The organism is Halomarinibacterium sedimenti (genome assembly GCF_019312585.1).
Lineage (GTDB): Bacteria > Bacteroidota > Bacteroidia > Flavobacteriales > Flavobacteriaceae > Halomarinibacterium > Halomarinibacterium sedimenti.
In genome coordinates, this window is sequence record NZ_JAHWDP010000004.1 from 1 (window position 1) to 24,430 (window position 24,430).

Annotated in this window: 25 protein-coding genes; 7 read left to right on the forward strand and 18 right to left on the reverse strand. The window is 36.9% G+C overall.

Annotation, left to right across the window (positions count from 1 at the left end; translation table 11 throughout):
• On the reverse strand, positions 1–2,238 hold a 2,238-nt coding region (locus KXJ69_RS09980), incomplete at its 3' end, for an HYR domain-containing protein (protein WP_219052967.1).
• A gap of 110 nt (positions 2,239–2,348) precedes the next feature.
• Positions 2,349–3,353, reverse strand: a complete 1,005-nt coding sequence (locus KXJ69_RS09985) for an NAD(P)H-dependent glycerol-3-phosphate dehydrogenase (protein WP_219052968.1) — start codon at positions 3,351–3,353, stop codon at positions 2,349–2,351.
• Positions 3,354–3,528: 175 nt separating this feature from the next.
• On the opposite strand from KXJ69_RS09985, the gene KXJ69_RS09990 reads away from it, so the two are divergent.
• Complete coding sequence (locus KXJ69_RS09990; protein WP_219052969.1) at positions 3,529–4,446, forward strand: nicotinic acid mononucleotide adenyltransferase; 918 nt, start codon at positions 3,529–3,531, stop codon at positions 4,444–4,446.
• A gap of 113 nt (positions 4,447–4,559) precedes the next feature.
• Here the strand turns inward: KXJ69_RS09990 and nadD are convergent, their stop codons facing one another.
• From nadD to KXJ69_RS10040, 10 genes are read right to left on the reverse strand one after another with little or no spacing between them, the layout of a single operon-like run.
• Positions 4,560–5,153: a nicotinate (nicotinamide) nucleotide adenylyltransferase gene (gene nadD / locus KXJ69_RS09995; protein WP_219052970.1), complete on the reverse strand. Its 594-nt coding sequence runs from the start codon at positions 5,151–5,153 to the stop codon at positions 4,560–4,562.
• A 1-nt stretch (position 5,154) separates the two neighbouring features.
• The gene (gene gmk / locus KXJ69_RS10000) at positions 5,155–5,748 is read right to left on the reverse strand and encodes a guanylate kinase (protein ID WP_219052971.1); all 594 of its coding nucleotides are present in this window, start codon (positions 5,746–5,748) and stop codon (positions 5,155–5,157) included.
• On the reverse strand, positions 5,748–6,605 hold the full coding sequence (locus KXJ69_RS10005; protein ID WP_219052972.1) for a YicC/YloC family endoribonuclease: 858 nt from the start codon (positions 6,603–6,605) through the stop codon (positions 5,748–5,750). The genes gmk and KXJ69_RS10005 overlap by 1 nt, the downstream gene beginning before the upstream one ends.
• A gap of 41 nt (positions 6,606–6,646) precedes the next feature.
• On the reverse strand, positions 6,647–6,988 hold the full coding sequence (locus tag KXJ69_RS10010; RefSeq protein ID WP_219052973.1) for an SdpI family protein: 342 nt from the start codon (positions 6,986–6,988) through the stop codon (positions 6,647–6,649).
• Positions 6,989–6,993: 5 nt separating this feature from the next.
• Positions 6,994–7,734, reverse strand: coding sequence for a 3-keto-disaccharide hydrolase (locus tag KXJ69_RS10015; protein WP_219052974.1), 741 nt, complete (start codon positions 7,732–7,734; stop codon positions 6,994–6,996).
• A 10-nt stretch (positions 7,735–7,744) separates the two neighbouring features.
• Complete coding sequence (locus KXJ69_RS10020; RefSeq protein WP_219052975.1) at positions 7,745–8,533, reverse strand: 3-keto-disaccharide hydrolase; 789 nt, start codon at positions 8,531–8,533, stop codon at positions 7,745–7,747.
• Positions 8,530–9,582: a sugar phosphate isomerase/epimerase family protein gene (locus KXJ69_RS10025; protein ID WP_219053184.1), complete on the reverse strand. Its 1,053-nt coding sequence runs from the start codon at positions 9,580–9,582 to the stop codon at positions 8,530–8,532. Before KXJ69_RS10025 ends, KXJ69_RS10020 begins: the two co-directional genes overlap by 4 nt.
• Before the next feature lie 12 nt (positions 9,583–9,594).
• Positions 9,595–10,728 (reverse strand): Gfo/Idh/MocA family protein, encoded by a 1,134-nt coding sequence (locus tag KXJ69_RS10030; RefSeq protein WP_219052976.1) that lies wholly within the window; start codon positions 10,726–10,728, stop codon positions 9,595–9,597.
• A gap of 4 nt (positions 10,729–10,732) precedes the next feature.
• On the reverse strand, positions 10,733–11,962 hold the full coding sequence (locus KXJ69_RS10035) for a nucleoside permease (protein WP_219052977.1): 1,230 nt from the start codon (positions 11,960–11,962) through the stop codon (positions 10,733–10,735).
• Positions 11,963–11,972: 10 nt separating this feature from the next.
• Positions 11,973–12,953, reverse strand: a complete 981-nt coding sequence (locus KXJ69_RS10040) for a sugar phosphate isomerase/epimerase family protein (protein WP_219052978.1) — start codon at positions 12,951–12,953, stop codon at positions 11,973–11,975.
• A gap of 282 nt (positions 12,954–13,235) precedes the next feature.
• On the opposite strand from KXJ69_RS10040, the gene KXJ69_RS10045 reads away from it, so the two are divergent.
• Genes KXJ69_RS10045 through KXJ69_RS10055 form a run of 3 tightly spaced genes read left to right on the forward strand, consistent with a single transcriptional unit; the run spans position 13,236 to position 16,568 of the window.
• Positions 13,236–14,933 carry a GMC oxidoreductase gene (locus KXJ69_RS10045; RefSeq protein WP_255571313.1) on the forward strand — a complete coding sequence of 566 codons (1,698 nt, stop codon included), beginning with the start codon at positions 13,236–13,238 and terminating at the stop codon, positions 14,931–14,933.
• On the forward strand, positions 14,933–15,622 hold the full coding sequence (locus tag KXJ69_RS10050; protein WP_219052979.1) for a gluconate 2-dehydrogenase subunit 3 family protein: 690 nt from the start codon (positions 14,933–14,935) through the stop codon (positions 15,620–15,622). The genes KXJ69_RS10045 and KXJ69_RS10050 overlap by 1 nt, the downstream gene beginning before the upstream one ends.
• A 10-nt stretch (positions 15,623–15,632) precedes the next feature.
• Positions 15,633–16,568 (forward strand): hydroxypyruvate isomerase family protein, encoded by a 936-nt coding sequence (locus KXJ69_RS10055; RefSeq protein WP_219052980.1) that lies wholly within the window; start codon positions 15,633–15,635, stop codon positions 16,566–16,568.
• 38 nt (positions 16,569–16,606) lie between these two features.
• On the opposite strand, the gene azu is transcribed toward KXJ69_RS10055, so the two are convergent.
• Both azu and KXJ69_RS10065 read right to left on the reverse strand, forming a co-directional pair.
• On the reverse strand, positions 16,607–17,119 hold the full coding sequence (azu, locus tag KXJ69_RS10060) for an azurin (protein ID WP_219052981.1): 513 nt from the start codon (positions 17,117–17,119) through the stop codon (positions 16,607–16,609).
• 4 nt (positions 17,120–17,123) lie between these two features.
• Complete coding sequence (locus KXJ69_RS10065) at positions 17,124–18,083, reverse strand: YheT family hydrolase (RefSeq protein WP_219052982.1); 960 nt, start codon at positions 18,081–18,083, stop codon at positions 17,124–17,126.
• Between the two features lie 62 nt (positions 18,084–18,145).
• On the opposite strand from KXJ69_RS10065, the gene KXJ69_RS10070 reads away from it, so the two are divergent.
• On the forward strand, positions 18,146–18,619 hold the full coding sequence (locus KXJ69_RS10070) for an acyl-CoA thioesterase (RefSeq protein WP_219052983.1): 474 nt from the start codon (positions 18,146–18,148) through the stop codon (positions 18,617–18,619).
• On the opposite strand, the gene KXJ69_RS10075 is transcribed toward KXJ69_RS10070, so the two are convergent.
• Genes KXJ69_RS10075 through KXJ69_RS10085 form a run of 3 tightly spaced genes read right to left on the reverse strand, consistent with a single transcriptional unit; the run spans position 18,606 to position 20,619 of the window.
• Positions 18,606–19,508 carry a DMT family transporter gene (locus KXJ69_RS10075; protein ID WP_219052984.1) on the reverse strand — a complete coding sequence of 301 codons (903 nt, stop codon included), beginning with the start codon at positions 19,506–19,508 and terminating at the stop codon, positions 18,606–18,608. The two genes, KXJ69_RS10070 and KXJ69_RS10075, sit on opposite strands and share 14 nt — an antisense overlap.
• Positions 19,505–19,861 (reverse strand): arsenate reductase family protein, encoded by a 357-nt coding sequence (locus KXJ69_RS10080; RefSeq protein ID WP_219052985.1) that lies wholly within the window; start codon positions 19,859–19,861, stop codon positions 19,505–19,507. The genes KXJ69_RS10075 and KXJ69_RS10080 overlap by 4 nt, the downstream gene beginning before the upstream one ends.
• On the reverse strand, positions 19,858–20,619 hold the full coding sequence (locus KXJ69_RS10085; RefSeq protein ID WP_219052986.1) for a DUF3298 and DUF4163 domain-containing protein: 762 nt from the start codon (positions 20,617–20,619) through the stop codon (positions 19,858–19,860). Before KXJ69_RS10085 ends, KXJ69_RS10080 begins: the two co-directional genes overlap by 4 nt.
• A gap of 68 nt (positions 20,620–20,687) precedes the next feature.
• Between KXJ69_RS10085 and KXJ69_RS10090 the strand changes: the two genes are divergently transcribed.
• Entirely contained in the window at positions 20,688–21,827 is a 1,140-nt protein-coding gene (locus KXJ69_RS10090) for a cystathionine gamma-synthase (protein ID WP_219052987.1), read from the forward strand.
• A gap of 52 nt (positions 21,828–21,879) precedes the next feature.
• Here the strand turns inward: KXJ69_RS10090 and KXJ69_RS10095 are convergent, their stop codons facing one another.
• Positions 21,880–22,701, reverse strand: a complete 822-nt coding sequence (locus KXJ69_RS10095; protein WP_219052988.1) for a THC0290_0291 family protein — start codon at positions 22,699–22,701, stop codon at positions 21,880–21,882.
• A 312-nt stretch (positions 22,702–23,013) separates the two neighbouring features.
• Between KXJ69_RS10095 and gdhA the strand changes: the two genes are divergently transcribed.
• Positions 23,014–24,357, forward strand: a complete 1,344-nt coding sequence (gdhA, locus tag KXJ69_RS10100; protein ID WP_219052989.1) for an NADP-specific glutamate dehydrogenase — start codon at positions 23,014–23,016, stop codon at positions 24,355–24,357.
• Positions 24,358–24,430: the final 73 nt, after the last annotated feature.

Sequence of the window (24,430 nt, forward strand, 5' to 3'; positions counted from 1 at the left end):
TCCTCCTTGTGAACCATTGTTATTGGTGGCAAAAAGTGTTGTGATAGATCCTGGAATAGGAGCACCACCACCAGAGGTTACTGTATATCCACAGGCTTCATCTACGCTCAATAGTAAATCGGCTACGTTTACGGTTACGGTACCTGTTGTTCCGTCTAAAGTGGCGTCATAAACAGTAGAAGTTGGCGCTAAAAAGGTTTGACCTATATTTATATCTCCAGGGGAAGAGGCAGAAGGAGCATTCCATGTAAAGTCTGGATAATATGTTCCAGTGCCTGTAAGTTGCAAAGATTCTCCAATTGGAGTGCTACTAGGTTCAGAAACTCCAATATCGGTTGAGGTTAGCCCAGAAGCAATTCCATCTACGGCAGTAAAGCTCCCTTCATAACTTAAAAATTGAATAACGTTTCCATTATTAGCTAAAACGATTCCGTCTGGAGAGCCATTTTGAATACCCGTTATTGGAAAATTGATAGCACCAAACCCATCACCCTCATCATCAATTGTTCCCGATAGTGCTACGGTATTATATTCTGTACCACCATTTCCATTATATAGTACAATGGAATAAGAACTTAAGTCTGTTCCAGCTGGTCCGGCGATTTCTATAGCTTCGTCTTGGTCTGCCCCGGTGTTGTCATAATGAATTTCATTTATAAATACGGGAGCTCCAGACACTTCGCCAGCACAAGCTATTACAGGTGCAATATTATCCTCTATGGTAATTACAGCGCTACAGGTGGAAGTATTTCCAGAAGCATCAGTAGCAGTTACTTGCACATTGTTTGGTCCAATATCCATACACGTAAAGTCCAAACTTGAAGATAACGATCCTCCTGCATTGTAAATAATGTTTCCATTAAATACTCTAGGATTAAAATTAGAGGCAAATGGATAAGCTAGTCCAGCACCTTCATAGAACTCTAAATTAGCATCACTGGCAAAAAGTGATCCTGTTGTAGATCCATTAGTATAATTAATAGCAGTAGTAGAAGTAAGTGTTACATAGAAGGCAACCGTTTGTCCTGCGGTAACATTAATTCCTAAGTTAAGGTTTAATGGAGTAGGTACATCTGTTCCAACAGAAGTTACATTTGTAGTTGCCACAAGAGTCCAATCTCCGGGAGTGTTTACAGAAGGAAGGTAAGGACCTGTTTTAAAGTAAACCTCTACGTCATCTGTAACTCCAGAATCCATATTAATATCAAAAGATTCAATAGTAATATCGTTTAATGCAACAATATCAAACATGTTTCCAGATTGACCATTATTTGAAGCAAATGTGGTAGTTAAGCTTCCATTAATGGCTGGTGCACCAAACTCTAAAGTAACGGTTGGACAGTTATCTGTAGCAGTAGCAACATCTCCAGGGAATACTGTTACGTTTCCAGTAGCATCTAATTGCGCAGTAAAGTCTGTGCAAACAACCACTGGGTCTTCAACATCATTTACTGTAACATCGAAAGTACAAGTTGAAGTGTTTCCATCGCTATCAGTAACAGAAGCAGTAACAGTAGTTGTTCCTACTGGGAAGGTACTTCCGCTTGGTGGAGAGTACACAATATCCCCAGAAATATCGCCATCTTCTGTATCAATGGCTGTACCTGCATAATTAGCAACAGCACTACATTCACCAGCGGTATTATTAATCATAATGGTTGAAGGACAAGAAATAACAGGAGGATTTCCTGCTCCTCCAGAAAACGTTTGATTTACATTAATAGTCCCAGGGGATTCAGCGACAGGTCCTGTCCAAGAAAAATCCGAGTATAGATTTCCCGAGCCAATAAGCTGAAGCGATTGACCAACGGCAGGTGCGGGTTGTTCAGAAACCCCAATATCTGTTGATGCTTGTCCATTTGCAGTTCCTGCTGTTGCAGTAAAAGCTCCTTCATAACTTAAAAATTGAATAACGGTATTCGTGTTATCAATTAATGCTAATCCATCTGGAGCACCATTTTGGATTCCTGCTTCAAGAAAACTAAGAGCACCATAACCTGAACCTTCATCATCAATAGTTCCAGAAAGGTTTAATGTTGAGTAAAGCGAGCCGTTAGCACCATTGTAAAATTCTACTGTCCAACCCGTTAAATCGGTACCAGCAGGGCCAGCAATTTCTACAAATTCACCAACATCGGCGCCAGTGTTGTCGTAATGTAATTCATTAATAAAAACAGTTTGCGCTTGCGCAAAAAAAGCTGTGATTATCAATAAAAAAGTAAGCGTAATTTTTTTCATAGTATACCTTTAAAATTTTTTAAAGGGCAAATATAAAAGATACCTTTTGCTTATAAAATTTATAGAAGTTTAAATAAAGGTTAACTTTTGAAAAATCAAGGAAATGAAACTTAATTGAGTTTTTCAGTCAATTTTTTAAAGACCTTTTTGGGGTTTTTATGATCGTAGAGTACATCATAAACAGCTGTAATAATTGGAATTTTTGCCTTCTTTTTGCCTTTGGCTTCGTTAAGGTGATAGGCACTTTTTGTTGCGTAATACCCTTCAGCCACCATATTCATTTCCATCATGGCGCTTTTTACCGTGTAGCCTTTTCCTATCATGGTGCCAAATAATCGATTTCGGCTAAACGTGGAATAACCCGTTACTAACAAATCTCCTAAATAAGCAGATCCGTTAATATCGCGTTTCATTTTATGGACTTTTTTTACGTAGCGCTTCATCTCACGAATAGCGTTACTCATCAACACACTTTGGAAATTATCTCCATACCCCAATCCGTGAGCGATTCCGGCAGCTAAGGCATAAATATTTTTAAGCATGGCGGCATATTCGGTGCCAATAATATCATCACTGGTAGTACATTTTATGTATTCGCAGGAGAGCACATCTGCCACTATTTTTGCTTTCTTTTCATCGGCACAAGCAATGGTTAAATAAGAAAGCCTTTCTAGCGCGACTTCTTCAGCATGGCAAGGCCCCGTAATTACGCCAATATCTTTAAACGGAATATTATAATTTGTAAAGAAATGATCTCCCACAATCAAACTACTTTCGGGCACAATCCCTTTAATGGCCGAAAAAATAATCTTACCTTCTAAAGATTCAGTAATGGTTTTTAATTCGGTTTCTACAAAGGCTGAAGGAATGGCAAAAATGAGATAATCTGCGTAAGCAACCAACTCGTTAATGTCGTTGCTTAGTTTAAGTTTAGTAACATCAAATTCTACCGAACTTAAATAATTTGGATTGTGAAATTCGGTTTTAATATGCTCAACAGCTTGTTCGCTTCGCATATACCAACCTACTTCATCAAGGTTTTCGCAAAGCATTTTTACAATGGCAGTGGCCCAACTTCCTCCTCCAAAAACGGCAAATTTTGGTTTTTTTGACATGAATCACTTTTCAGATACTCAAAAATACATAATTAGTATCTCAAGAACTAAAATACAAAAAGGGAATCTGTTTAAATCACTTTTCATTAATGTTAATCATCTAAAAAACAATAAGTTAAAAATTGTGGCACGCTTTTCGATTTTCTGAAGTTTAGAAATCCTAAAATCACATCTTATGAAAGCATTAAAACTTTTTTTCGGATTCGCCTTAATAGCAACTTTTTTTACTTCGTGTTATACCGAAGTGATTGTAGAAGATCACATCGATCCTGTTCCAACCATTACTTTGGGAGAACTTTTGGCTTCACACGAGTTGTGGTATGTGGATATCAATCGTTCTAATGCTAGTGGGCAAATTCCGTTTATGCAACTAGCGTTTACATTGTCTTTCAGAAATGGAAGCCTCTACGCAAACAACAATTTAGTCGGTATTGGTGACCAAGGCTACGGCTTCGGAATTGATATAGGATATTACGATACGTTTGCCGATGAATTGGATGTCTCTCATGACATTGACGGATTCCATCGTTTTGAAGTGACCCAATTAAACAATCACGAAATAGAGTTGTATTATCGCCCAGCAAATCTTCGATACATATTAGTTGGCTATCAAAGAAGCAATTTCGATTACGATTTATTGTTCTATGATAACATCCATTATTTTGTTCAGGAATATGTGGCATGGGAAAAGATTTATACAAGTCCGTATGGGGAGCCCAATCCTTTTGACTATGAAAATTTTATGCAATTTCTTTCAGGAGGTGGCGATGGTAATTTTTTGAGCTCTCAAGACCCTAACGGCACGAATATCAATACTATCTATTGGGATTACAGCGGAATTTACAACGTGGACGATGTGCAAGGAAATGCCTATAGAAAATATTTAACATTAGATTATGACTATTTGGGCAATGAATTTTTTGAGTTGAGCGTTATTAATGACAACACGATAGAATTGTATCATAATCCGTCGGGAACGGTTTACAGATTTAGAGGAAGAGGATACATTACGATTAAAAATAATGAAAGAGGAAAGTTGCGCCTTTCAAAAGCTGAAATTGAAAAGCAAATGAAAAAAATTAGCAACTTTTAAAATATAGAAAACTTTTTGGTTGGTTATTTAGTTGAAAACCGTCTGACTTGTCCCCGTGAAAAAGGGGGATCTAAGTTGGGCGGTTTTTGTTTTGAAGAATTCTCGGTGTTTTTCTAGGCTTTATAAAAATTCATCTCATCCAAATACTCCCAAACATTCTGCGAAAGCATCGGCCGAATATTTTTCCCATCTTTAATGGCTTTCCGTATAAACGTAGAAGACAATTCCATAATGGGAGCATTCACTTTATGAATTTTAGGATGTTTAGTGAATTTAGACTCTATGGTTCCTTCCGAAATTCTTGGATATATATATAACTCATATCGCTCCAAAATAACTTCGTAGTTTTTCCATTTATGAAAGCTCTTTAAATTATCCTCACCCATAATTAAACAGAAGCTACTTTCGGGATATTTTTCTTCCAAATGTGCCAAGGTATTAACTGTGTAATTGGGTTGCGGAAGGTCAAACTCTATATTGCTGGCTTTTAACTTTGGATAATCTTCTAGCGCAATGCGCACCATTGTTAAGCGATGGATATCCTCAAGTAAAGTTTTCTTTTTTTTATGCGGATTGTGAGGTGTCACGACTATCCAAACTTCGTCCAAATCACTAAACTCCACCATATAATTGGCAATGGTAAGATGCCCAACGTGAATGGGGTTAAACGTACCAAAGTATAGTCCTATTTTTTTGGGAGAGGTCATGCTATTCTTCTTCGTCTAGCGATTTTGAAATATGATTTGCCACTAATTTTTCGGCTTCATTCAAAGCTTTGTCAAGCTGATCGTTGATGATAATAAAATCGAATTGAGGGGCCGTTGCCATTTCTATAGAAGCTTTGGCAATACGCATATTAATTTTTTCTTCGCTTTCAGTTTTGCGGTTTTTTAATCTAATTTTCAACTCATCCACACTTGGAGGTTTTACAAAAACCGCCAAAGTTTCTTTAGGAAATTTCTTTTTAATACGCAATCCGCCAACCACATCAATATCAAAAATTACATTTTTACCTTGTGCCCAAATGCGCTCTACTTCACTTTTAAGAGTCCCGTAAAAATTATCGCGATAGACTTCTTCCCATTCTAAAAAATCACCATTTTTTATGTGTTGTTTAAATTCCTTCAAATCCATAAAATAGTAATCTACACCGTGTTTTTCTTCACCTCTTGGCGCTCGCGAAGCTGCCGAAATGGAGAACTCCAAATTTAATTCAGGTTGTTTGAGCAGGTGTCTTACAATAGTTGTTTTGCCACTGCCAGAAGGTGCCGAAAAAACAATTAATTTTCCTCCCTTTTTCATTACAAAACATTTAGGGCTTGTTCCTTAATTTTTTCTAGCTCATCCTTCATTTGCACCACCAAATGTTGCATAGGGGCATAGTTGGCTTTACTCCCAATGGTATTAATTTCACGACCAATTTCCTGTGTGATAAAGCCTAATTTTTTTCCGTTGGAGTCTGAAGAATTTAAAGTTTCAACAAAATACTTTAAGTGGTTTTCGAGCCGAACTTTCTCTTCGGTGATATCGTATTTTTCGAGGTAGTAGATAAGTTCCTGTTCAAAGCGATTGGCATCGACGGTTTCTTTTAATTCTGAAACGGCTTTTTGCAATTTTTCCCTCACATGTTCAATACGTTCGGGATCTATTTTCATTACTTCTTTTAGTAAATCTGAAATTATTTCAATTCTGCCTTTAAAATCGTCTTCTAGCACCTTTCCTTCATCACTTCGGTATTGATTAATGGCTGCCAATGCTTCATCTACCCCTTTCATAATGTGTTTAAATTCATCTTCATCAATCTCATCACGTTCTGTTTTTAACGCATCGGGCATGCGTACCGCCATTTTTAGTAATTCGGTTTCGTCCCCATCCACAATATTCTTCATTTGATTCATATACTCCTTAACCACCACTTCATTAATCACGCTACTGGTAGCTTCTCCCGTCACCTCCACATAGAGGTTAAAATCCACTTTTCCGCGGGTAAGGGACTTGGCGATGTAATCGCGTAACACGAGTTCTTTTTCGCGATAGCTAGAGGGAACGCGTGCATTAAGGTCGAGCCCTTTGCTGTTAAGCGATTTAATTTCGATGGTAATTTTTTTGGAAGGCAATTCGAGGATGCTTTTGCCGTATCCGGTCATGGACTGAATCATAGTGAGCTGTTAAGAAAGCAAAGGTACAACTTTATGAAATTCTAATTTTCATTAAATTTTTCCTTTAAATACCTTTCAGTATAAGGAATAATCAATAAAATAAGGAGTGTATTGGCTATGACCGTGAGTAAAAAATTATACTCTGGAATTACAAAATAAAACACCCCAGGAAACATAAAACTAAACAGGGCTAGTTGTATCGACTTTTTGGAGGCGTACTCTTGTGCGGCTTTCCAAGTTTCTTCATTTTTCATAGAACGTGAGGTTCTATAGCCGTACCACCAATTTATCTTTTTGGGAGGATATTTTTGCATGATAGCAAATAAGAGCAGAATAAAAGCACAATACCCTGTGGCCCAATAAAGTTGTGTCTCGACATCCATAAAACTTAATCCAGTTTCATAATCTTAATATTTCGATACCACACTTTGTCTCCGTGGTCTTGTAACGCAATATGACCTGTTGGGTATTTTCCAAAACCTTCCCAAGTAGCAAACTTTGATTGCCCTACCATATCGTCCCATGCTTCTCCATTTACTGGGAAGTACACAATATCTACTCCATTCATAGTCACTTTCCCTTGACCTGTGTTATGATTCACTTCAATGACACAAAGATTCCATTCGCCAGCAGGTTTTACAGCTTTTTCTCTTGGAGCTAACATATCGTATAATGCTCCCGCTTTGTGCGTTCCTTCGCCCACAAAAGAGTCGGGATGTTTTTCATCATCCAGCACTTGTATTTCGGGACCTGTTTGATACGCCTCTGGGAATTTAGGATCTTCATGAACTCCCCAGAAAATCCCGCTATTACCACCTTCCGAAATTTTCCATTCTAAGGACAATACAAAGTTGGTAAAAGTTTCTTTGGTAATAATATTTTTTCCACCTTCCTTGCTAGGCGTAAATGCCATGGCGCCGTCTTTTATAGACCATTCTGCAGGCATCTCTTCCATGAGATAGCCTCTCCATTTATCGAGCGAAGAGCCATCAAAAAGGGTAATCCATTCTTGTACTGCTTCAGTTTTTAATTCTTCCATAGGTTCGGTCTCAGCCATATTTTCTTTTGCTTTTTCTTTACAAGAAATAGTTATTAAAAGCACAACTGCTAATAGGGATATTTTTTTCATATTCTTTTATTTAAAGTTCGCGCACCCAAATATTGCGATAGCTTACGCCACTCATATCTTGATGGTCTTGCAATTTAATTGGAGCAGGACCATGGGCATCATTTTTAGGCCAGCCGATATATTCGGTTGTTCCTTCCAATTCAAAATGATCTTGCACCAAAACACCATTTAATAGTACGGTTAGTGTTGCCGATTTAGTTTTATTACCTTCTGCATCAAACTCAGGCGCGTGAAAAATAATGTCATAGGTGTTCCATTCTCCAGTGGATACAGCTGCCATAACCAATGGAGGGGATTGTTTATAAATGGAAGAAACCATTCCGTTTACATAAGTAGGATTATCATTGTTATCAAGAATTTGTACCTCGTATCTATTTTGAAAAAACACCCCGCTATTGCTTCGGTTTTGATTAGTTTGTTTATTCTCTGGATTGCTTCGCCATTCTAAGTGCAATTGAACACTTCCAAAGTTTTGCTTGGTTTGAATATCTCCTGTTTTGTCCTTTACGGTCATACTGCCATCTGAATTAAGAGTCCATTTTACTTCGGTAGAATCCACTGCCGAAATCCATTCATCGAAGTTTGTTCCATCGAACAGAATAATGGCATCGCTAGGGGCGCCGTTATTTCCTTTAGGGTTTACTTTTGCAGGAATGGGTTCCCAAATTTCGGTTTCTTCAGGTTTTGTGGGTTCTTCATTAGAAACATCTTCAGTCACCACTTTGGTTGTTTCTTCAACAACTTCTTTGCAAGCAATTACTAGTATGGTCGCACAAATAATGAAGGCTATTTTTTTCATAATCCTAATATTTTTTTCAGTTTTTCTTTGTCAATTGCTGCACCTGCAAAATCATCAAATCGTTTTTGGGTTACTTCAATAATTCGATCGCTAATAAATTTGGCCCCTTCTCGAGCGCCCTGTTCGGGGCTTTTTATTACACACTCCCATTCCATGACTGCCCAAACATCACAGCCGTATTCGGTTAATTTACTGAATACTGTTTTGTAGTCTATTTGTCCATCACCTAAAGAGCGATAGCGTCCAGCACGGTCTTTCCAGTCGCTATACCCGCCAAAAGCACCGCGTTTTCCATCGGGAATAAATTCGGAATCTTTTACATGAAAGGATTTTATAAATTCGTGATAATGGTCAATGTATTGAATGTAATCTAATTGCTGAAGCACAAAATGACTTGGGTCGTATAAAATATTTACTGCTTTGTGATTGCCTGTGGCTTTTAAAAATCGTTCAAAAGTAACCCCGTCGTGTAAATCTTCCCCTGGGTGAATTTCGTAACAAACAGCAACTCCGTTTTCTTCAAATTCATTTAATAACGGAAGCCACCGTTTTGCCAATTCTTCAAAACCCATTTCTACTAAACCCTCTGGGCGTTGTGGCCATGGGTGCCATGTATGCCAGAGCAATGCACCACTAAAAGTGGCGTGAGCTTTTAGCCCTAAATGTTTGCTGGCTTTTGCTGCGCTAATAAGTTGTTGACGAGCCCACTCGGTGCGCTTTTTCGGGTTGTTTTTGCAGTCGTCTGGAGCAAAATTGTCGAACATTAAATCGTATGCAGGATGCACCGCTACCAATTGTCCTTGGAGGTGAGTAGAAAGTTCGGTGATTTCGAGTCCAAAGCTGTTAATTTTTCCTTTTAGTTCGTCACAATACACTTTGCTTTCTCCGGCAAGATTTAAATCGATTAATCTACTTTCCCAAGTAGGGATTTGAATTCCCTTATATCCTAAATCTGCTGCCCATTGGCAAATACCTTCCAAGGTATTGAAAGGTGCTTTGTCATCCATAAATTGGGCTAAAAAAACAGCAGGTCCTTTAATGGTTTTCATCATTGTATGCTTTTATAATTCTTTCCAAACATTACCCTCTTTGTGGGAGGCAACGCTGGTTTCAATAAAGTTCATTCCGCGAACACCATCTCGCATGGAGGGAAATTCGGCTTTATCATATGGTTGATTTCTTACCGCTTTTGCCACTCCTTTGTATATATTCCCCATAGCATCAAAAATACCTTCAGGATGTCCTGGGGGCAACTTAGTTCCGTCCAGAGATAGTTTACTATTGTAAACGTTTCCAGGTTTTAACGTTTTAATGGGCTCACCGTCTACTAAATGGTATAAATAATTAGGGTTTTCCTGTTCCCATTTTAACGCCCCTTTTTTCCCGTAGACCGCCACGGCAAAATTATTTTCTTCGGCGGTGGCAATTTGGCTAGCTCTTATAACCCCTTTGGTGTATTTTCCTAAACGTACTAATACGGTGCCGTCGATATCCATTTGGTTATCGTCGTACAAATGGTTGAGGTCTGCCAAAATGGTTTTTACTTCCATTCCCGTAACAAACTCCAACATCTGGTATGCGTGAACTCCAATATCTCCCATACAGCAGCTTATCCCCGATTTGGAAGGGTCTAATCTCCATGTGGTATTACGCTTTTCTTTATCGTGAATAATGGGATTAATCCATCCTTGGTAGTATTGTACATCTACTTTTTGAATGTCGCCAAGAACACCCTCTTCTATCATTTTCTTCATTTGGCGTACCATTGGGTAGCCTGTATAGGTATGGGTAAGTGCAAAAATGTTGTTGTTTTGTTTCTGAATGGCTTCCAATTCTAGAGCCTCGGCATAGGTCATGGTCATCGGCTTTTCACAAATAACATGAAAGCCATTTTCAAGTAGCTTTTTCGCCATGGGAAAATGCAAAAAGTTAGGTGTTAAAACTGAAAACACCTGAATCCTTTCACTTTTTGCTAATTTTAATTCTTCCGCTACCATGGTGTCAAAATCTTTATAGATTCTGCTAGTTGGGATTCCTATTTCGTTGGCAAAAGCCTTATTAGCTTCAAAATCGGGATTAAAAACGGCCCCTGTTAATTGATAAGCGTCAAACATGCTAGCGGCTACCCGGTGCAATACTCCAATTAGAGAATCGCCACCGCCGCCTAGGACACCCCATCGTATTTTGTTACTCATAGTTTTATTCTTTGTATTCTATTTTTTCGTTTTTAAATAATAAGGCAAAAAGCACTAAAACTCCAGCTGCAAATAATGCAGGGAAGGTCCAAATGGATTGCCAAGTATGACCTCCTTCAGTAATAATATTCGAATCAGTAATTTTTCCCGCCACATAAAATCCAACAAGCATACCTACCCCATACGTTGCTAAGGTAATTAACCCTTGCGCAGCACTTTTTACTTTTTCACCCGCTTTGCTATCTGTATAAATTTGGCCTGATACGAAGAAAAAGTCATAACATATTCCGTGGAGCACAATTCCAGTGATTAACATAAAAAATAACTCGCCAGCATTTCCATAGGCAAAGAGTAAGTATCGTAAGACCCAAGCTAACATTCCAAACAGAATGGTCTTTTTGAATCCAAATTTTTTGAAAAAGAAAGGAAGTAATAGCATAAATAATACTTCCGAAATCTGTCCTGCTGAGGCCCAAGCGGTAGAGTTTTCTACACCACTTTCAGTTAAAAAAGGACTCAGATTTTGATAGTAAAAGGCTAATGGAATACAGATTAATACCGATGCTAGGAAAAATACTAAGAAATTTCTATCCTTTAATAATTTAAGGGCGTCTAATCCTAATATATCAGATAGAGTAACTTTTTCACCTTTGGGAACACTAGGAGGTGTTTTTGGAAGTAGAAAACTAAAAACTCCCAAAACAGCTGAGGCTATTGCGGTCATTAAAAAAGTATTAGATAACATTCCTTGGCCTATATTTTCTAACGAGTCCCATTGAAAGGCAAAACTAATAAGGAGCCCTGCAACGATCCATCCTATGGTACCCCAAACTCTAATAAGTGGAAAGTCTTTTGAAGGATCTTTCATTTGGTTAAATGAAACTGAATTCACCAAGGCAAGAGTAGGCATATAGGCAATCATATATCCTAAAACGTAAGGATAAAAAACAGGAAAATCTGTGGCTTGCGACATTTGATACATTAATACGGCACCAATTAAATGTAATACACCTAATATTTTTTCTGCATTAAAAAAACGATCTGCGATAAGTCCTATAATAAAAGGGGCAATAATCGCTCCCCAAGATTGTGTGGAGTATGCCATACCAGTTTCGGCACCAGAGGCAGAAAGGTTATTTCCTAAAAAAGTACCCATAGTAACAAACCAGCCTCCCCAAATAAAGAATTCGAGGAACATCATAAACGATAATTGAAAACGAGTGGTTGATTTCATATTTTTTAGATTAGTTAGCTTTTTCTAGTCCCTTAATGACCAAATTCTTTGTTGCCATAATTCCTTCTGAAGGATCTTCGTATTCTTCATTTTCGTATTCTACCCCAATATATCCTGAAAAACCGGCATCTTTAAGTATTTGCATCATTTTGTAATAATCAATCTTTGTTTCATCCCCATTTTCATCAAAATTTTGAGATTTTGCAGATACAAATCCTTTAGCGTGTTTCATCAATTTTGCAATTCCTTCATAACGATCGTATTCCTCTAAACAAGGCCCATTCCATCGGTTACTTTTTTCTCTTAAAACACAAAAATTGCCAAAATCGGGAAGAACACCAACGTTGGGCATATTTACTTCATCAATCACCGCAACCATATAATCTGCATTATTAGAGAGTTGTGCATGATTTTCGGGTAAAATCATAATATTCTTTTCGGCCGCATAGGCACCTAATTCCTTTAAGGCGGCGACAGAAGCATTATGCCATGGTTCTAACTCTGTAAAGCCAAATAAATTTACTCGAATAGCAGGTGAACCAACAGCGGCGGCGGCATCAATCCAATTCTTGTGTTTTTTAATAGATTCTTGTCTCTTTTTTTCGTCTGGATCTGCTAATTCGCCTGCGGTATCAATCATAATTAGACCAAAGGATACCCCTGCCGAATCATTTTTAATTTTCCATTCATTAGCTAGGTTCATCACCCAATCTTCATAGGGAATGGTAGTGTCTTTGGGATATAACTGATCAACATATTCAATCATATCGAATCCTAAATCTTTTGAGCGTTTTGCAAAATCCATGGGATCCATTAATCCTTTTTGAATGGGTAGGTGAAATGACCATTGTGCTAATGAGAATTTAACATCATTTGTTGGAATTGTGTCATTAGAAACAACGGTTTCTAAGGTTTCTGCAGGTTCTTCTTTGCCGTTTTTACAGGCCATTAATGTGGTTAGGGAGAATAAAAGGATAAAGATATTTTTCATTGTATGAGGATGTTGGTTATTTAAGTTTTATTTTTTTGAAAAATTTCTTCTAAGATAATCCTTTTTTGAAAGGACTCAATCCCTAAAGGGCATCGATTGCGAATTTCGCACCCGAAAACGTTTTCGGTTGTCAATCTTGTTCTTTTAGGAATGTATTTTTGTGTAATCGGAAAAAATAGCGGAAATTAGTAGTTAACTTTATAGTTCTTAGTTTAAGATTTTGCGACTTCTATACTAAGATATTTTTAGACTAAAATCACTTTTAAAACTAATAAACACACAATGGCAAACCCTGATGAAATGTATGATGCTATCGTAGTTGGTTCTGGAATAAGCGGCGGATGGGCTGCAAAGGAACTTTGCGAAAATGGCATGAAAACCTTGGTTCTTGAAAGAGGACGAATGATAAAACACATTGAAGATTACCCAACAGCTAATATGGATCCTTGGGATTTTAAGTTTAAAGGGCAATTACCTGTCGAAGAACAACAAAAACAGCTCAAACAAGCTAGAACTGGATACACCACAGATGAAGCACACAGGCATTTCTTCGTGAATGATTTGGTGCATCCTTATAATGAAACAAAAAGATTCGATTGGATTCGCGGATATCACGTGGGAGGTCGTTCTATTATGTGGGGGCGTCAAAGTTATCGTTTAAGTGATATTGATTTTGGGGCTAACAAAAAAGAAGGAATTGCCGTAGACTGGCCTGTTCGATATAAAGATATAGCGCCGTGGTATGATAAAGTGGAAGAATTTATAGGAGTAAGTGGGGAAGCCCTTGGACTTGAAGTATTGCCTGATGGAATATTCTCTCCTCCTATGGAATTAAACTGTGCCGAAATAGAATTAAAAGAATCTATGGCTAAGAATTATGATGATGGAAGATTGGTAACTATTGGTCGTACGGCCCATCTTACAGGGACTAAAACTCATGACGGTCGTTCCAATTGTCAATTTAGAAACCGTTGTATGAGAGGATGCCCATTTGGAGGTTATTTTAGTAGTGTTTCTTCAACACTGCCTGCGGCTGAAAAAACAGGAAATTTAACATTACGACCTAACTCAATTGTACACGAAGTTATTTATGATGATGCTACAAAAAAAGCTACAGGTGTTAGGGTTATAGATTCAGAAAGTGGAGAAAAGATGGTTTTTAATGCCAAAGTAGTTTTCTTATGTGCTTCAGCCATTGCAACTGCCAGTATATTACTTCAGTCCAAAAGCGATAGATTTCCTAATGGAATGGGCAATGATAGTGGAGAGTTAGGATGTAATATCATGGACCATCATTTTAAAGCAGGAGCATGGGCCAATGTAAATGATTTTGAAGACAAACATTATAAAGGACGTAGACCTAACGGACTTTATATTCCAAGATTCCGAAACATTGGCGGAAAAACAGATATGCCCAACTTTAAAAGAGGGTATGGATATCAAGGAGGTGCTAGCCGTGGTCGTTATGACGAAATGGTCGCCGAACTTGGCTATGGAAAAGATTTAAAAAAGGCCGTGACAGAACCTGGAAATTGGAGAATGCTCCTTTTAGGGTTTGGAGAGTGCCTACCGTATCATGAAAATAAGATGACGCTAGATTACGACAAACTTGATAAGTGGGGATTGCCTACCATTACATTTGATGCCGAGTGGAAAGAAAATGAATACGAAATGCGTAAAGATATGGTGCAACAAGCTGTTGAAATGCTAGAAAAAGCTGGATTTAGTGATATTGAACCTTGGGATGATCCTGGAGCACCAGGATTGGGAATCCACGAAATGGGAACGGCTCGTATGGGGAAAGACCCCAAAACATCTGTTTGTAATGGAAACAATCAACTCCATGCGGTACCTAATGTGTACTGCACCGATGGTTCTTTTATGACCTCGGCTAGTTGTGTAAACCCATCACTAACCTATATGGCATTTACTGCACGAGCTGCAAATCACGCTGTTAATCAAATTAAAAAAGAAGCCTAATGGATAGAAGACAAGCCTTACGAAACCTAGGATGGGGAGCTGGAGCCTTAGTAGCAACACCTACCATTATTAGTATATTACAAAGCTGTAAAGAAGCGGGACCCACTTTTACCCCAGCTTTTGTTACGCAAGCACAAGGACATGCACTAAAAAGCATGGTGGATTTAATCATTCCTAATGACGAAGAAATACCTGGTGCAGTGGCCATGGGAGTACATCAATTTATTGATAGTTATTGGAATGAAGTACTGCCTTCAGATAAAGCCGATATTGAAGATGAATTTTGGGAAGTTTCTTCCTCAAGGGAAAAGCAATTTGTAAAAAATGCTTTTAATACGTTTGAAGCTGAATTTAAAGCGACCTTTAATAAAGAATTGGATAAAGGAACGCCAGAAGAATTTGATCAAATGCTAGCGAAGTACTTAAAAACACCTAAAGAAACTCAAATAGAATATGGTAGAAAGTATGGGGAGTTTTTAGAAGCAAGTAAAACAGATCCTGCTGCTACTTTTGATAAAGATGCACAGTTGTTTTATTTAACCTCTTCCATTAGAGGATTAACGGTTTGGGGATGGAAGACAAGTGAAGAGATTGGTAAAAATGTACTTTGGTACGATCCGGTTCCTGGACAACAAAAAGGGTGTATTCCTTTAAGCGAAGCAGGAAACGGAAAAGCTATGGCTTTATAATTTTAAAGAAATGAACCGCAGAAAATTTATACAAAAGGGAGCCTTAACGGGTTCCCTTTTTACATTAGGAGGAAGTGTTTTGGCTACTGAATTGATTTCAAAAAAGACTCAATTTATAACTGGAAAGCATTCATTTAATTTAAAATATGCTCCTCATGATGGGATGTTTAAAGCTCATGCTGGGGAAGATATTATTGCTCAGTTAGAGTTTATGGCGGCACAAGGGTTTACTGCTTTTGAAGATAATGAAATGCGAAACCGCCCTATGGAAGAACAAAACCGAATAGCTTCAAAAATGGAGCAATTAGGTATGGAAATGGGCGTTTTTGTGGCACACAAGATTTATTGGAAAGAACCTAATCTGGCTAGTGGGAAACAAGAATGGCGAGATGAGTTTCTTCAGTATATAAAAGACGCTGTTGAGATAGCAAAAAGAGTAAATGCTAAATGGATGACGGTAGTCCCGGGACATGTTGATTTACGCTTGGACAATGATTTTCAAACGGCAAATGTGGTTGAAACTTTAAAGCGGGCAAGTGATATTTTGGAGCCTCACAATTTAACCATGGTTTTAGAGCCACTTAATTTTAGAAATCATCCGGGTTTGTTTTTAAACGAATCTCCACAAGCTTTTCAAATTTGTAAAGCGGTGGATAGCCCTTCTTGTAAAATACTTTTTGATATTTACCACCAGCAAATTCAAGAAGGAAACTTACTACCTAATATGGAGGCTTGTTGGGATGAGATTGCTTATTTTCAAATAGGAGATAATCCTGGGAGAAACGAACCTACCACTGGAGAAATTAATTATAAAAATGTATTTAAATACATTTATGAAAAGGGGTATAAAGGTATTTTAGGAATGGAACATGGGAATTCGGTTTCTGGAAAAGAAGGCGAACAAAAAGTCATTGATGCCTATAAAAAAATGGATGATTTTTTATAAAACCACCCATTTTCAAATTATGGCAAAAATAAATCGAGTTATTCTACTATAAATTTTCCTTTCATCATAGCAACATGCCCCGGAAAGCTACAGATAAAGTCATAAGTTCCTGCTGCGGGTGCAGTAAATGTAATGCTTGTAGATTCACCTCCACCCAACATTTTTGTGTGAGCTATAACCTCTTTTCCATCTTCAGGAATCCAATCTGTCGCCTCCCCAGCTTCAGAAGCTTTTATACCAAATTCTTGCATATTTACGCCCTGCATTAGTAGTACAAAGTTATGTCCCATCACTTTTTTATCTAATTTCCCCACATGTCGAAGTGTTAAGGTAACTTCTTGTCCTGCTTTTACTTTAATCTCATTTTTATCGTATTGCATCATGTCGTTTCCAGTAAGTGCTACATTTACTGTATTGGAATCTTCAACTTTTTCGGTTTTTTGAGTCCCAATCTTCATGGTCTCTTTTTCTTCTTTCTTTTCTTCTTTTCCACCACAGCTTATAAAAAAGCTTAAGGATACTAAGAGTAGTAATGACATTATTTTTTTCATAGTTCTATCTTTTTGTTAAAAATTGAAGTGTTCGTTCTTCGCTATAATAGGTTTCATCAGTTTTATGAAATCCAACATGACCTCCGTATTTAGGAGTTTCAAGATAAATGTTTTTCGACTTTTCCGCAAGCGAAATGGGATAACAATTTTGTGATAAAAAACTATCGTTTTGTGCATTCAGAATTAAAACAGGAATATCAATTTCTGGTAAAAACTGAAGGCTGCTATTTTTTTCATAATAGTCGAAAGCGTCTTTAAATCCGTGAGCAGGCGCTGTATAAATATCATCAAAGGTTTTGAGACTTTTAATTTTTTTGTAATCGGAAACACTCATTAGTTCAGGAAATTGCTTCATTTTTTGTTTGTATTTCTTTCGTAAATCGAATAAAAAAGAAGTGCGATAAACCCAATTATTCCATAGGGAAAGTTGTTCTAAGGAACCTTTTAAACTCAATGGTACAGAAATAGCTACTCCTGCTAAAATTTCTCTCGGGACAAAGGTTCGTTCTCCTAAATATTTTAAAAGTAAATTCCCGCCCAAGCTAAAACCAACTAAAGCTATTTCAGCATAACGATTTTTCTCCAGAAGGTGGTTTACAATAGCCTCCAAATCCTCTGTTTTACCAGCGTTATACGATTGATAACTAAGATTGGTTTCACCACTGCACCCACGATAATTTACGGCGCAGGTGTCCCATCCGTTTTTACACAATACGTTTGCTTGACCCCGCATGTATGTGCGTTGAGCGTTTCCTTCCAATCCGTGAAGAATAATAGCAATTTTATTTGTAGGTTTCTCTGAAAAAGCAAAATCTAAATCTATAAAATCACCATCTTCTAATTTAATCCGTTCCCTTTGCTGTATAAGCTTTGGAGCGGTTCTTAATTTCGCAGAATAAATGGTAGAAAAATGCCCATTTTTAAAAAGTCCTTTAGGAAAATACTGCGAAGAAACTAATGGCATTTATAATATATTTATGAATATTTGGTTTAAAAGAGCCTTAAATTTACGGCAAAAATTAGAACGTGTATACAAAACAATTTGAAATACGATGGAGCGATGTAGATGCAAACCTTCATTTAAGAAACAGTGCCTATATAGATTATATGAGCCATACCCGTATGAGTTATTTTAACGAAAAGGGATTTGGTCAAAAGCGATTATACAAAATGCATTTGGGTCCTGTAGCGCTCTATGAACATATGTATTATTTTAAGGAGGTTTTCCCTGGTAAGCCAATACAAGTTTCCATTCAGTTAAATGGAATTTCGGAAAAAGGTACTTTCTTTTCTTTTGTCCATAATTTTTACAATCGAGAGGGTAAAAATCTTGCGCGATGTGAAATGCTTGGTGCTTGGATAGATTTAGAAACACGAAAATTGGCAGATCCCCCTCAAGATATCTGGAATTTTTTAGATGGAATAGATAAAACCGAAGATTTTAAAATTCTTACTAAAGAAGATACCCGTAAATTTCAGCAACACCCTAAGGATTTATAACTTTTGCTTTAGGTTTTCTAGTAGAGAGAAATACTCCTGTAAAAATTAAAACAGCAGCGATCATTCTTAATGGCGTTAAGGAATCTGCACCTACAAGTAGGGCAAATATGGTTGCTACCACAGGTTGCAGGTACATAAAAACACCAATGGTAGAAGGGCTAAGCTGTTTTAAAGCGTAAATATTAAAAAGATAGGTAAGGAAGGTTGTACCCACTACCACAAAAATTAGTTTTGCAATTTGCGAAATTTGAAGGGTTTCCCAAGAAACTTCCATAAATTCCGAAATACCAATTGGGAGGTTTATTATTAGAGCAAAAAGGAAAAAGAACTTCATTAAGGTAATGGAACTGTATTTACCTACGAGGGGCTTCACTAAAATTAAATAGACCGAATAAGACGCTGCATTCATCACAAAAAAGAAGTTTCCTAACGGAATGTTTGGAGCATTGGGTTGTGTTTTTGCGCCAAATAGAATTAGCGTTAGTACCCCAATAATACCTAAAGAAATACCAATAGATTTTAACCACGTTATCCGTTCTTTTAAAAAAATAGCAGAAAGAATCAATAAAAGAACCGGAGCAGCAGTAATTACAACCGAACTATTTACTGGAGTGGATAGTTCTAATCCCTTAAAAAACATATTCATGTTAAGAACCATTCCAAAAAAGGCACAAGCAATAATGGTAAAGAGGTCTTTTTTATCAATTTTTTCAGAAGGATAAAAAACACTTATAGCCCAAAATAATACGGCAGCACCTCCCACACGCAATAGTATAAAACCAAAGGGTCCAATAACATCGGGCATTAATCCCTTTGCTATGGTGTGGTTAATTCCATAAATTGTACTGGCTGCTGTTGCGGCTAATAGTGCCCAAGCACGAGCATTCATGAGTTGTGTATAGATTCTTTGGCTGAAGCAACCGTTTTTTTGCTGTTTCCAATAAAAATGTTATTTCCATTCACGATTACTGGACGACTTAAAAACGTATAGTGCTCCAAAATGAATCGTTTGTAATCTTCTTCGGTTAGTGTTTCGTTTTTAAGATTTCGTTCTTTATAAAGATTCGCTCTTCGACTAAAAAGTGCTTCATAACTTCCCGCTAACTTTTTTAATGCTTCAAGTTGTTTTACGGTAAGTTCTTCTTTTTTGATATCCTGCAGCACAAAATCTGAAGGAAGATCAAGTTCTTTTATAATTCTTACACAAGTGCTACAAGTAGAAACATGGTAGATTTTTTTCATGGGAAATAGGTATTAGAAAGAAAGGGTTTGGCTTCTTTTAAAGGGATTTCAAAAATAATAGGCCCTTCGGCATAACTTGCAATATCGTATGGGTTGTAAATAAAAACGATATTTTTCTTTGAAATACCGATGGTTTCAGGAAGGTAAAATGTGTCGTCTTCAAACCAAAACCCGGTATAATTAATAGATTCATTTTCAGGAATTTTGTATTTCTTTCTGAAGGCTTTTTCAGTTAGCTCTAAAAATCCTTTTTCATCTTCAAATAATTCGCTTACGGTAATTTCTTCGCCTGTTTCTTCGTCAATATTTTTAAAATGTGTACTTCCGTAACCATGTGCACCTCCTGTAAAAAGATAACTTTGTAACTGAAGACAAAGGATATTTTCGTTTTCATACATTTTTGAAACAGTTACTTCGGCTTCATACTTTAAGTTGTATTCAAATTCATTTTTATGGTCTCTGTAGGCTATGATAAATTGGCGTGCAGCTTCCTCAATTGATTTGGCTGAAGGCCTTTCATCCTCTCCTAAGAAAAGTGACTTTATAATATACGACTCGATTTGAGAGTTAATTTTTGAAGCAATTGCTTCATCCCCAACAACTTTTATATAATCGATGGTAATTTTTGAACAAGAATCGTTTTCACAGATTTTTAAATCACTTTCTGAAAAACTTTCCAAAGAAAATGATAACGTAGATGTTTTCTTACACCCTATAAAAATGGTGATACTTAATAAAAGCAAAAGGCGTAATTTCATGGTACAAAAGTACAAAGTTTTTATAATGATTGGGGAAAGCGTACTTTTGTTTCTTCAAAAATTGATTTATGAAATTTAACACTAAAACTATACACGGAGGACAGGAACATGACAAGGCTTATGGAGCGGTTATGCCTCCCATTTACCAAACTTCTACTTATGCCCAATCCACTCCTGGGGGACATAAAGGGTATGAGTACTCTAGAACACACAACCCTACACGAAATGCTTTAGAAAATGCTTTCGCAAGTATCGAAAATGGAAATTACGGGTTGGCTTTTGGAAGTGGATTAGCTGCCATAGATGCAGTTATAAAATTATTGAAGCCTGGCGATGAAGTCATCTCTACAAATGACCTATATGGAGGAAGTTACCGACTTTTTACTAAAGTTTTTGAAGGGTTTGGTGTGAAATTTCATTTTATAGGAATGCAAAATGCTTCAAATATCGAAGCGTATGTAAATGCAAATACAAAACTCATCTGGGTTGAAACCCCTACCAACCCAATGATGAACATCATTGATATTAAAGCTTGTGCTACCATTGCAAAAAAGCACAATCTCCTATTGGCAGTGGATAATACTTTTGCTACGCCTTATTTACAACAACCACTTGATTTGGGAGCCGATATTGTGATGCACAGTGCCACAAAATATCTAGGAGGGCATAGTGATGTTGTCATGGGAGCATTGGTAGTAAAGGATAAAGATTTAGCTGAGAGATTATATTTTATTCAAAATGCAAGTGGAGCCATTTGTGGGCCGCAAGATAGCTTTTTGTTATTACGCGGCATTAAAACACTTCACGTTAGAATGCAACGCCATTGTGAAAACGGGAAACAAATTGCAGAATATTTAGTAAATCACCCTAAAATTGAAAAAGTATATTGGCCAGGGTTTGAAAACCACCCAAACCATGAAATTGCTAAATCTCAAATGAAGGATTTTGGCGGAATGATATCTTTTGTAACCAAAGGGAATAGTTTTGAAGATGCTATAAAAATAGTTGAAAAACTAAAAGTGTTTACACTTGCTGAAAGTTTAGGAGGCGTTGAAAGCTTGGCTGGACACCCTGCTAGTATGACTCATGCAAGCATTCCTAAAGCGGAACGAGAAAAAACTGGTGTTGTAGATTCCTTAATTCGTTTAAGCGTAGGAATTGAAGATGTAGATGATCTAATAGGAGATTTAAAACAGGCAATTGGATAATAAAAAAGGCACCATATCTTGGTGCCTTTTTTATAATATTATATTCAATTATTTAATCTAAGTAATAAATATATCCCACATTGAGCCAAAAAATCCAGTCATTGGCTTTATTTTCAGGAACAGGAACACCGTTTCCTTCACCTAGGGATTGTTCGTTGAATTCTTCTTGAGGGTTTAAACCATCTACCCAATTAGAAAAATAATATTGCCAACGTGCATCTAGCATTAAATCACTTAAAGGGCCTAACTTATAACGAATACCTGTACTCATTACTATACTCCAAGTAGAGTCACCTTCCTGTTGGAATGCATTATAGTACTTAATAGGAGTCGTAATAGGAGTATTTAGTGCTCCTAAGTCACTATACACTTCAGGATCAAAACTAACCCAATGAACCCCAAAACTTCCAAATGGAGCTATTTTATAGGATCCTGCCGCAAAGTCACGGATACTTAGAGGGAAAAATTCTAATTGTGCGCCAATATCAAATACGGTAGAAGAACCTTTCATGGCTCTCAATTGATCTGCAGTAATAGATACCCTATCTGGATCTACCCATTTCCCTAAATGCTCAAAATTAGTTTTATGATAATCTATTTCACTTCGTACTTTAAAGTGGTCATTAAAATAGGTGTCTTTGGTATAACAATTACAATCTGCTCTATACGAGAAATTTAAGTAATGAACAATTCCAACTCCAAAACCTACATTACCAATGTTAGTTTCAAAATCATTTCTTACACCAAAATCTGAGTAGAAAACAACGGGTCCTGTGATGACTCCAATCTCATGGGAGAAGCCAAATTGGCTATAAACTTCTTGCCTTACAAGCGCAAAAAATAAAAATACCAATAGCAAAATTCTGGTATTCATTTTAATTTAGGTTTAGATTGAGACGTAACAAATATATAAAAACATATCTAACAGAGAAATATATTATAATTAAATAGCTTATTTCGGAAAAAAAGACAGTGCTTTTTTTATAGATAACTTATATTTGTGACTAATTACGAAAACGTTTTCAAAACTTCTAAATTGTAGGTTTGAAGATTTTTTTGAGATTTAATTTTAAAAGATTATTACTTTTTAAACTTTCTTGTGAAATGCCTTTTTGTAATCTCTATGTAATAATGATGAATCATAAGGTATTCCATCGTTCCATTAAAAAACAAATATTTTATTCAGATGAAACAAAGCATTAAAGATTTCATTTCAAAAGTTGGCGAAATGAACCCCAATGAGCCTGAATTTATGCAGGCTGTTACCGAAGTTGCAGAAACTGTAATCCCATTTATTGAAGAAAATGAAATGTACCAGGGCAAAATGCTTTTGGAGCGCATGGTAGAGCCTGAGAGAACCTTAATCTTCAGAGTTCCGTGGACAGATGATAAAGGGAATATTCAGGTAAATAGAGGATATAGAATAGAATTTAATTCGGCTATTGGGCCCTACAAAGGCGGTTTGCGTTTCCATCCTTCAGTCAATTTAAGTATTTTAAAATTCTTAGGCTTTGAGCAAACTTTCAAAAACAGTTTAACAACACTTCCTATGGGAGGCGGTAAAGGAGGAAGTGACTTTAACCCTAAGGGTAAAAGTGACAATGAAGTAATGCGTTTTTGTCAAAGTTTTATGACAGAGCTTTCTAGACATATTGGTCCTAATACTGATGTGCCTGCAGGAGATATTGGTGTTGGTGGTCGTGAAATAGGCTTTATGTTTGGTCAATATAAAAGATTGCGTAATGAATTTACAGGAGTATTTACAGGAAAGGGACTTAGTTATGGAGGATCTTTAATAAGACCAGAAGCAACAGGCTATGGGAATGTATATTTTGCCAAAAATATGCTGTCCACAAAAGGCGAAAGCTTTAAAGGGAAAACTGTTGTTATTTCTGGATCTGGAAATGTTGCTCAATATGCGGCAGAAAAAGCTATGGAGTTTGGTGGAAAGGTGGTTACTTTTTCAGATTCAGCAGGGTATATTTATGATGAAGAAGGCATTAATGAAGAAAAACTTGCCTTTGTTATGGATTTAAAAAACAACAAACGAGGTAGAATTAAAGAATATGTAGATAAATACCCTTCGGCAAAATATGAAGAAGGGAAACGTCCCTGGGGAGTAAAATGTGATATCGCCTTACCATGTGCAACACAAAATGAATTAAATGAAGTAGAAGCACAAACACTTGTAAATAATGGATGTATTTGTGTGGGAGAGGGAGCTAATATGCCTTGCACACCTGAAGCGATTGCTGTCTTTCATAAAGCAAAAATCTTATTCTCGCCAGGGAAAGCATCTAACGCAGGAGGGGTGGCAACTTCAGGATTAGAAATGTCACAAAACTCGTTACGTTTAAACTGGACACGAGAAGAAGTGGATGAAAAATTACATAACATTATGAATGATATTCATGCAGCTTGTGTAAAATATGGAAAAGATGGTGATGGCTATGTGGACTACGTTAAAGGAGCAAATATTGCAGGCTTTGTAAAAGTAGCCGATGCCATGATGGCACAAGGAGTTGTGTAATTCAATTAAACAATAACTAAAAGGTTGCCTAAAGGCAGCCTTTTTTGTTTTAATATTGCAATAAATGCACATT

Excerpts from the sequence above, each read along its gene's own strand:
- KXJ69_RS10020 (WP_219052975.1), bottom strand. The coding sequence starts at position 8,533 with ATGAAAAAAATAGCCTTCATTATTTGTGCGACCATACTAGTAATTGCT.
- KXJ69_RS10065 (WP_219052982.1), bottom strand. The coding sequence starts at position 18,083 with ATGCCATTAGTTTCTTCGCAGTATTTTCCTAAAGGACTTTTTAAAAAT.
- KXJ69_RS10085 (WP_219052986.1), bottom strand. The coding sequence starts at position 20,619 with ATGAAATTACGCCTTTTGCTTTTATTAAGTATCACCATTTTTATAGGG.
- KXJ69_RS10015 (WP_219052974.1), bottom strand. The coding sequence starts at position 7,734 with ATGAAAAAAATATCCCTATTAGCAGTTGTGCTTTTAATAACTATTTCT.
- KXJ69_RS10025 (WP_219053184.1), bottom strand. The coding sequence starts at position 9,582 with ATGAAAACCATTAAAGGACCTGCTGTTTTTTTAGCCCAATTTATGGAT.
- gmk (WP_219052971.1), bottom strand. The coding sequence starts at position 5,748 with ATGAAAAAGGGAGGAAAATTAATTGTTTTTTCGGCACCTTCTGGCAGT.
- KXJ69_RS09990 (WP_219052969.1), top strand. The coding sequence starts at position 3,529 with ATGAAAGCATTAAAACTTTTTTTCGGATTCGCCTTAATAGCAACTTTT.
- KXJ69_RS10005 (WP_219052972.1), bottom strand. The coding sequence starts at position 6,605 with ATGATTCAGTCCATGACCGGATACGGCAAAAGCATCCTCGAATTGCCT.
- KXJ69_RS10030 (WP_219052976.1), bottom strand. The coding sequence starts at position 10,728 with ATGAGTAACAAAATACGATGGGGTGTCCTAGGCGGCGGTGGCGATTCT.
- KXJ69_RS10040 (WP_219052978.1), bottom strand. The coding sequence starts at position 12,953 with ATGAAAAATATCTTTATCCTTTTATTCTCCCTAACCACATTAATGGCC.
- KXJ69_RS09985 (WP_219052968.1), bottom strand. The coding sequence starts at position 3,353 with ATGTCAAAAAAACCAAAATTTGCCGTTTTTGGAGGAGGAAGTTGGGCC.
- gdhA (WP_219052989.1), top strand. The coding sequence starts at position 23,014 with ATGAAACAAAGCATTAAAGATTTCATTTCAAAAGTTGGCGAAATGAAC.
- KXJ69_RS10045 (WP_255571313.1), top strand. The coding sequence starts at position 13,236 with ATGGCAAACCCTGATGAAATGTATGATGCTATCGTAGTTGGTTCTGGA.
- KXJ69_RS10055 (WP_219052980.1), top strand. The coding sequence starts at position 15,633 with ATGAACCGCAGAAAATTTATACAAAAGGGAGCCTTAACGGGTTCCCTT.
- KXJ69_RS10095 (WP_219052988.1), bottom strand. The coding sequence starts at position 22,701 with ATGAATACCAGAATTTTGCTATTGGTATTTTTATTTTTTGCGCTTGTA.
- azu (WP_219052981.1), bottom strand. The coding sequence starts at position 17,119 with ATGAAAAAAATAATGTCATTACTACTCTTAGTATCCTTAAGCTTTTTT.
- KXJ69_RS10050 (WP_219052979.1), top strand. The coding sequence starts at position 14,933 with ATGGATAGAAGACAAGCCTTACGAAACCTAGGATGGGGAGCTGGAGCC.
- KXJ69_RS10080 (WP_219052985.1), bottom strand. The coding sequence starts at position 19,861 with ATGAAAAAAATCTACCATGTTTCTACTTGTAGCACTTGTGTAAGAATT.
- KXJ69_RS10075 (WP_219052984.1), bottom strand. The coding sequence starts at position 19,508 with ATGAATGCTCGTGCTTGGGCACTATTAGCCGCAACAGCAGCCAGTACA.
- KXJ69_RS10035 (WP_219052977.1), bottom strand. The coding sequence starts at position 11,962 with ATGAAATCAACCACTCGTTTTCAATTATCGTTTATGATGTTCCTCGAA.
- KXJ69_RS10010 (WP_219052973.1), bottom strand. The coding sequence starts at position 6,988 with ATGGATGTCGAGACACAACTTTATTGGGCCACAGGGTATTGTGCTTTT.
- nadD (WP_219052970.1), bottom strand. The coding sequence starts at position 5,153 with ATGACCTCTCCCAAAAAAATAGGACTATACTTTGGTACGTTTAACCCC.
- KXJ69_RS10090 (WP_219052987.1), top strand. The coding sequence starts at position 20,688 with ATGAAATTTAACACTAAAACTATACACGGAGGACAGGAACATGACAAG.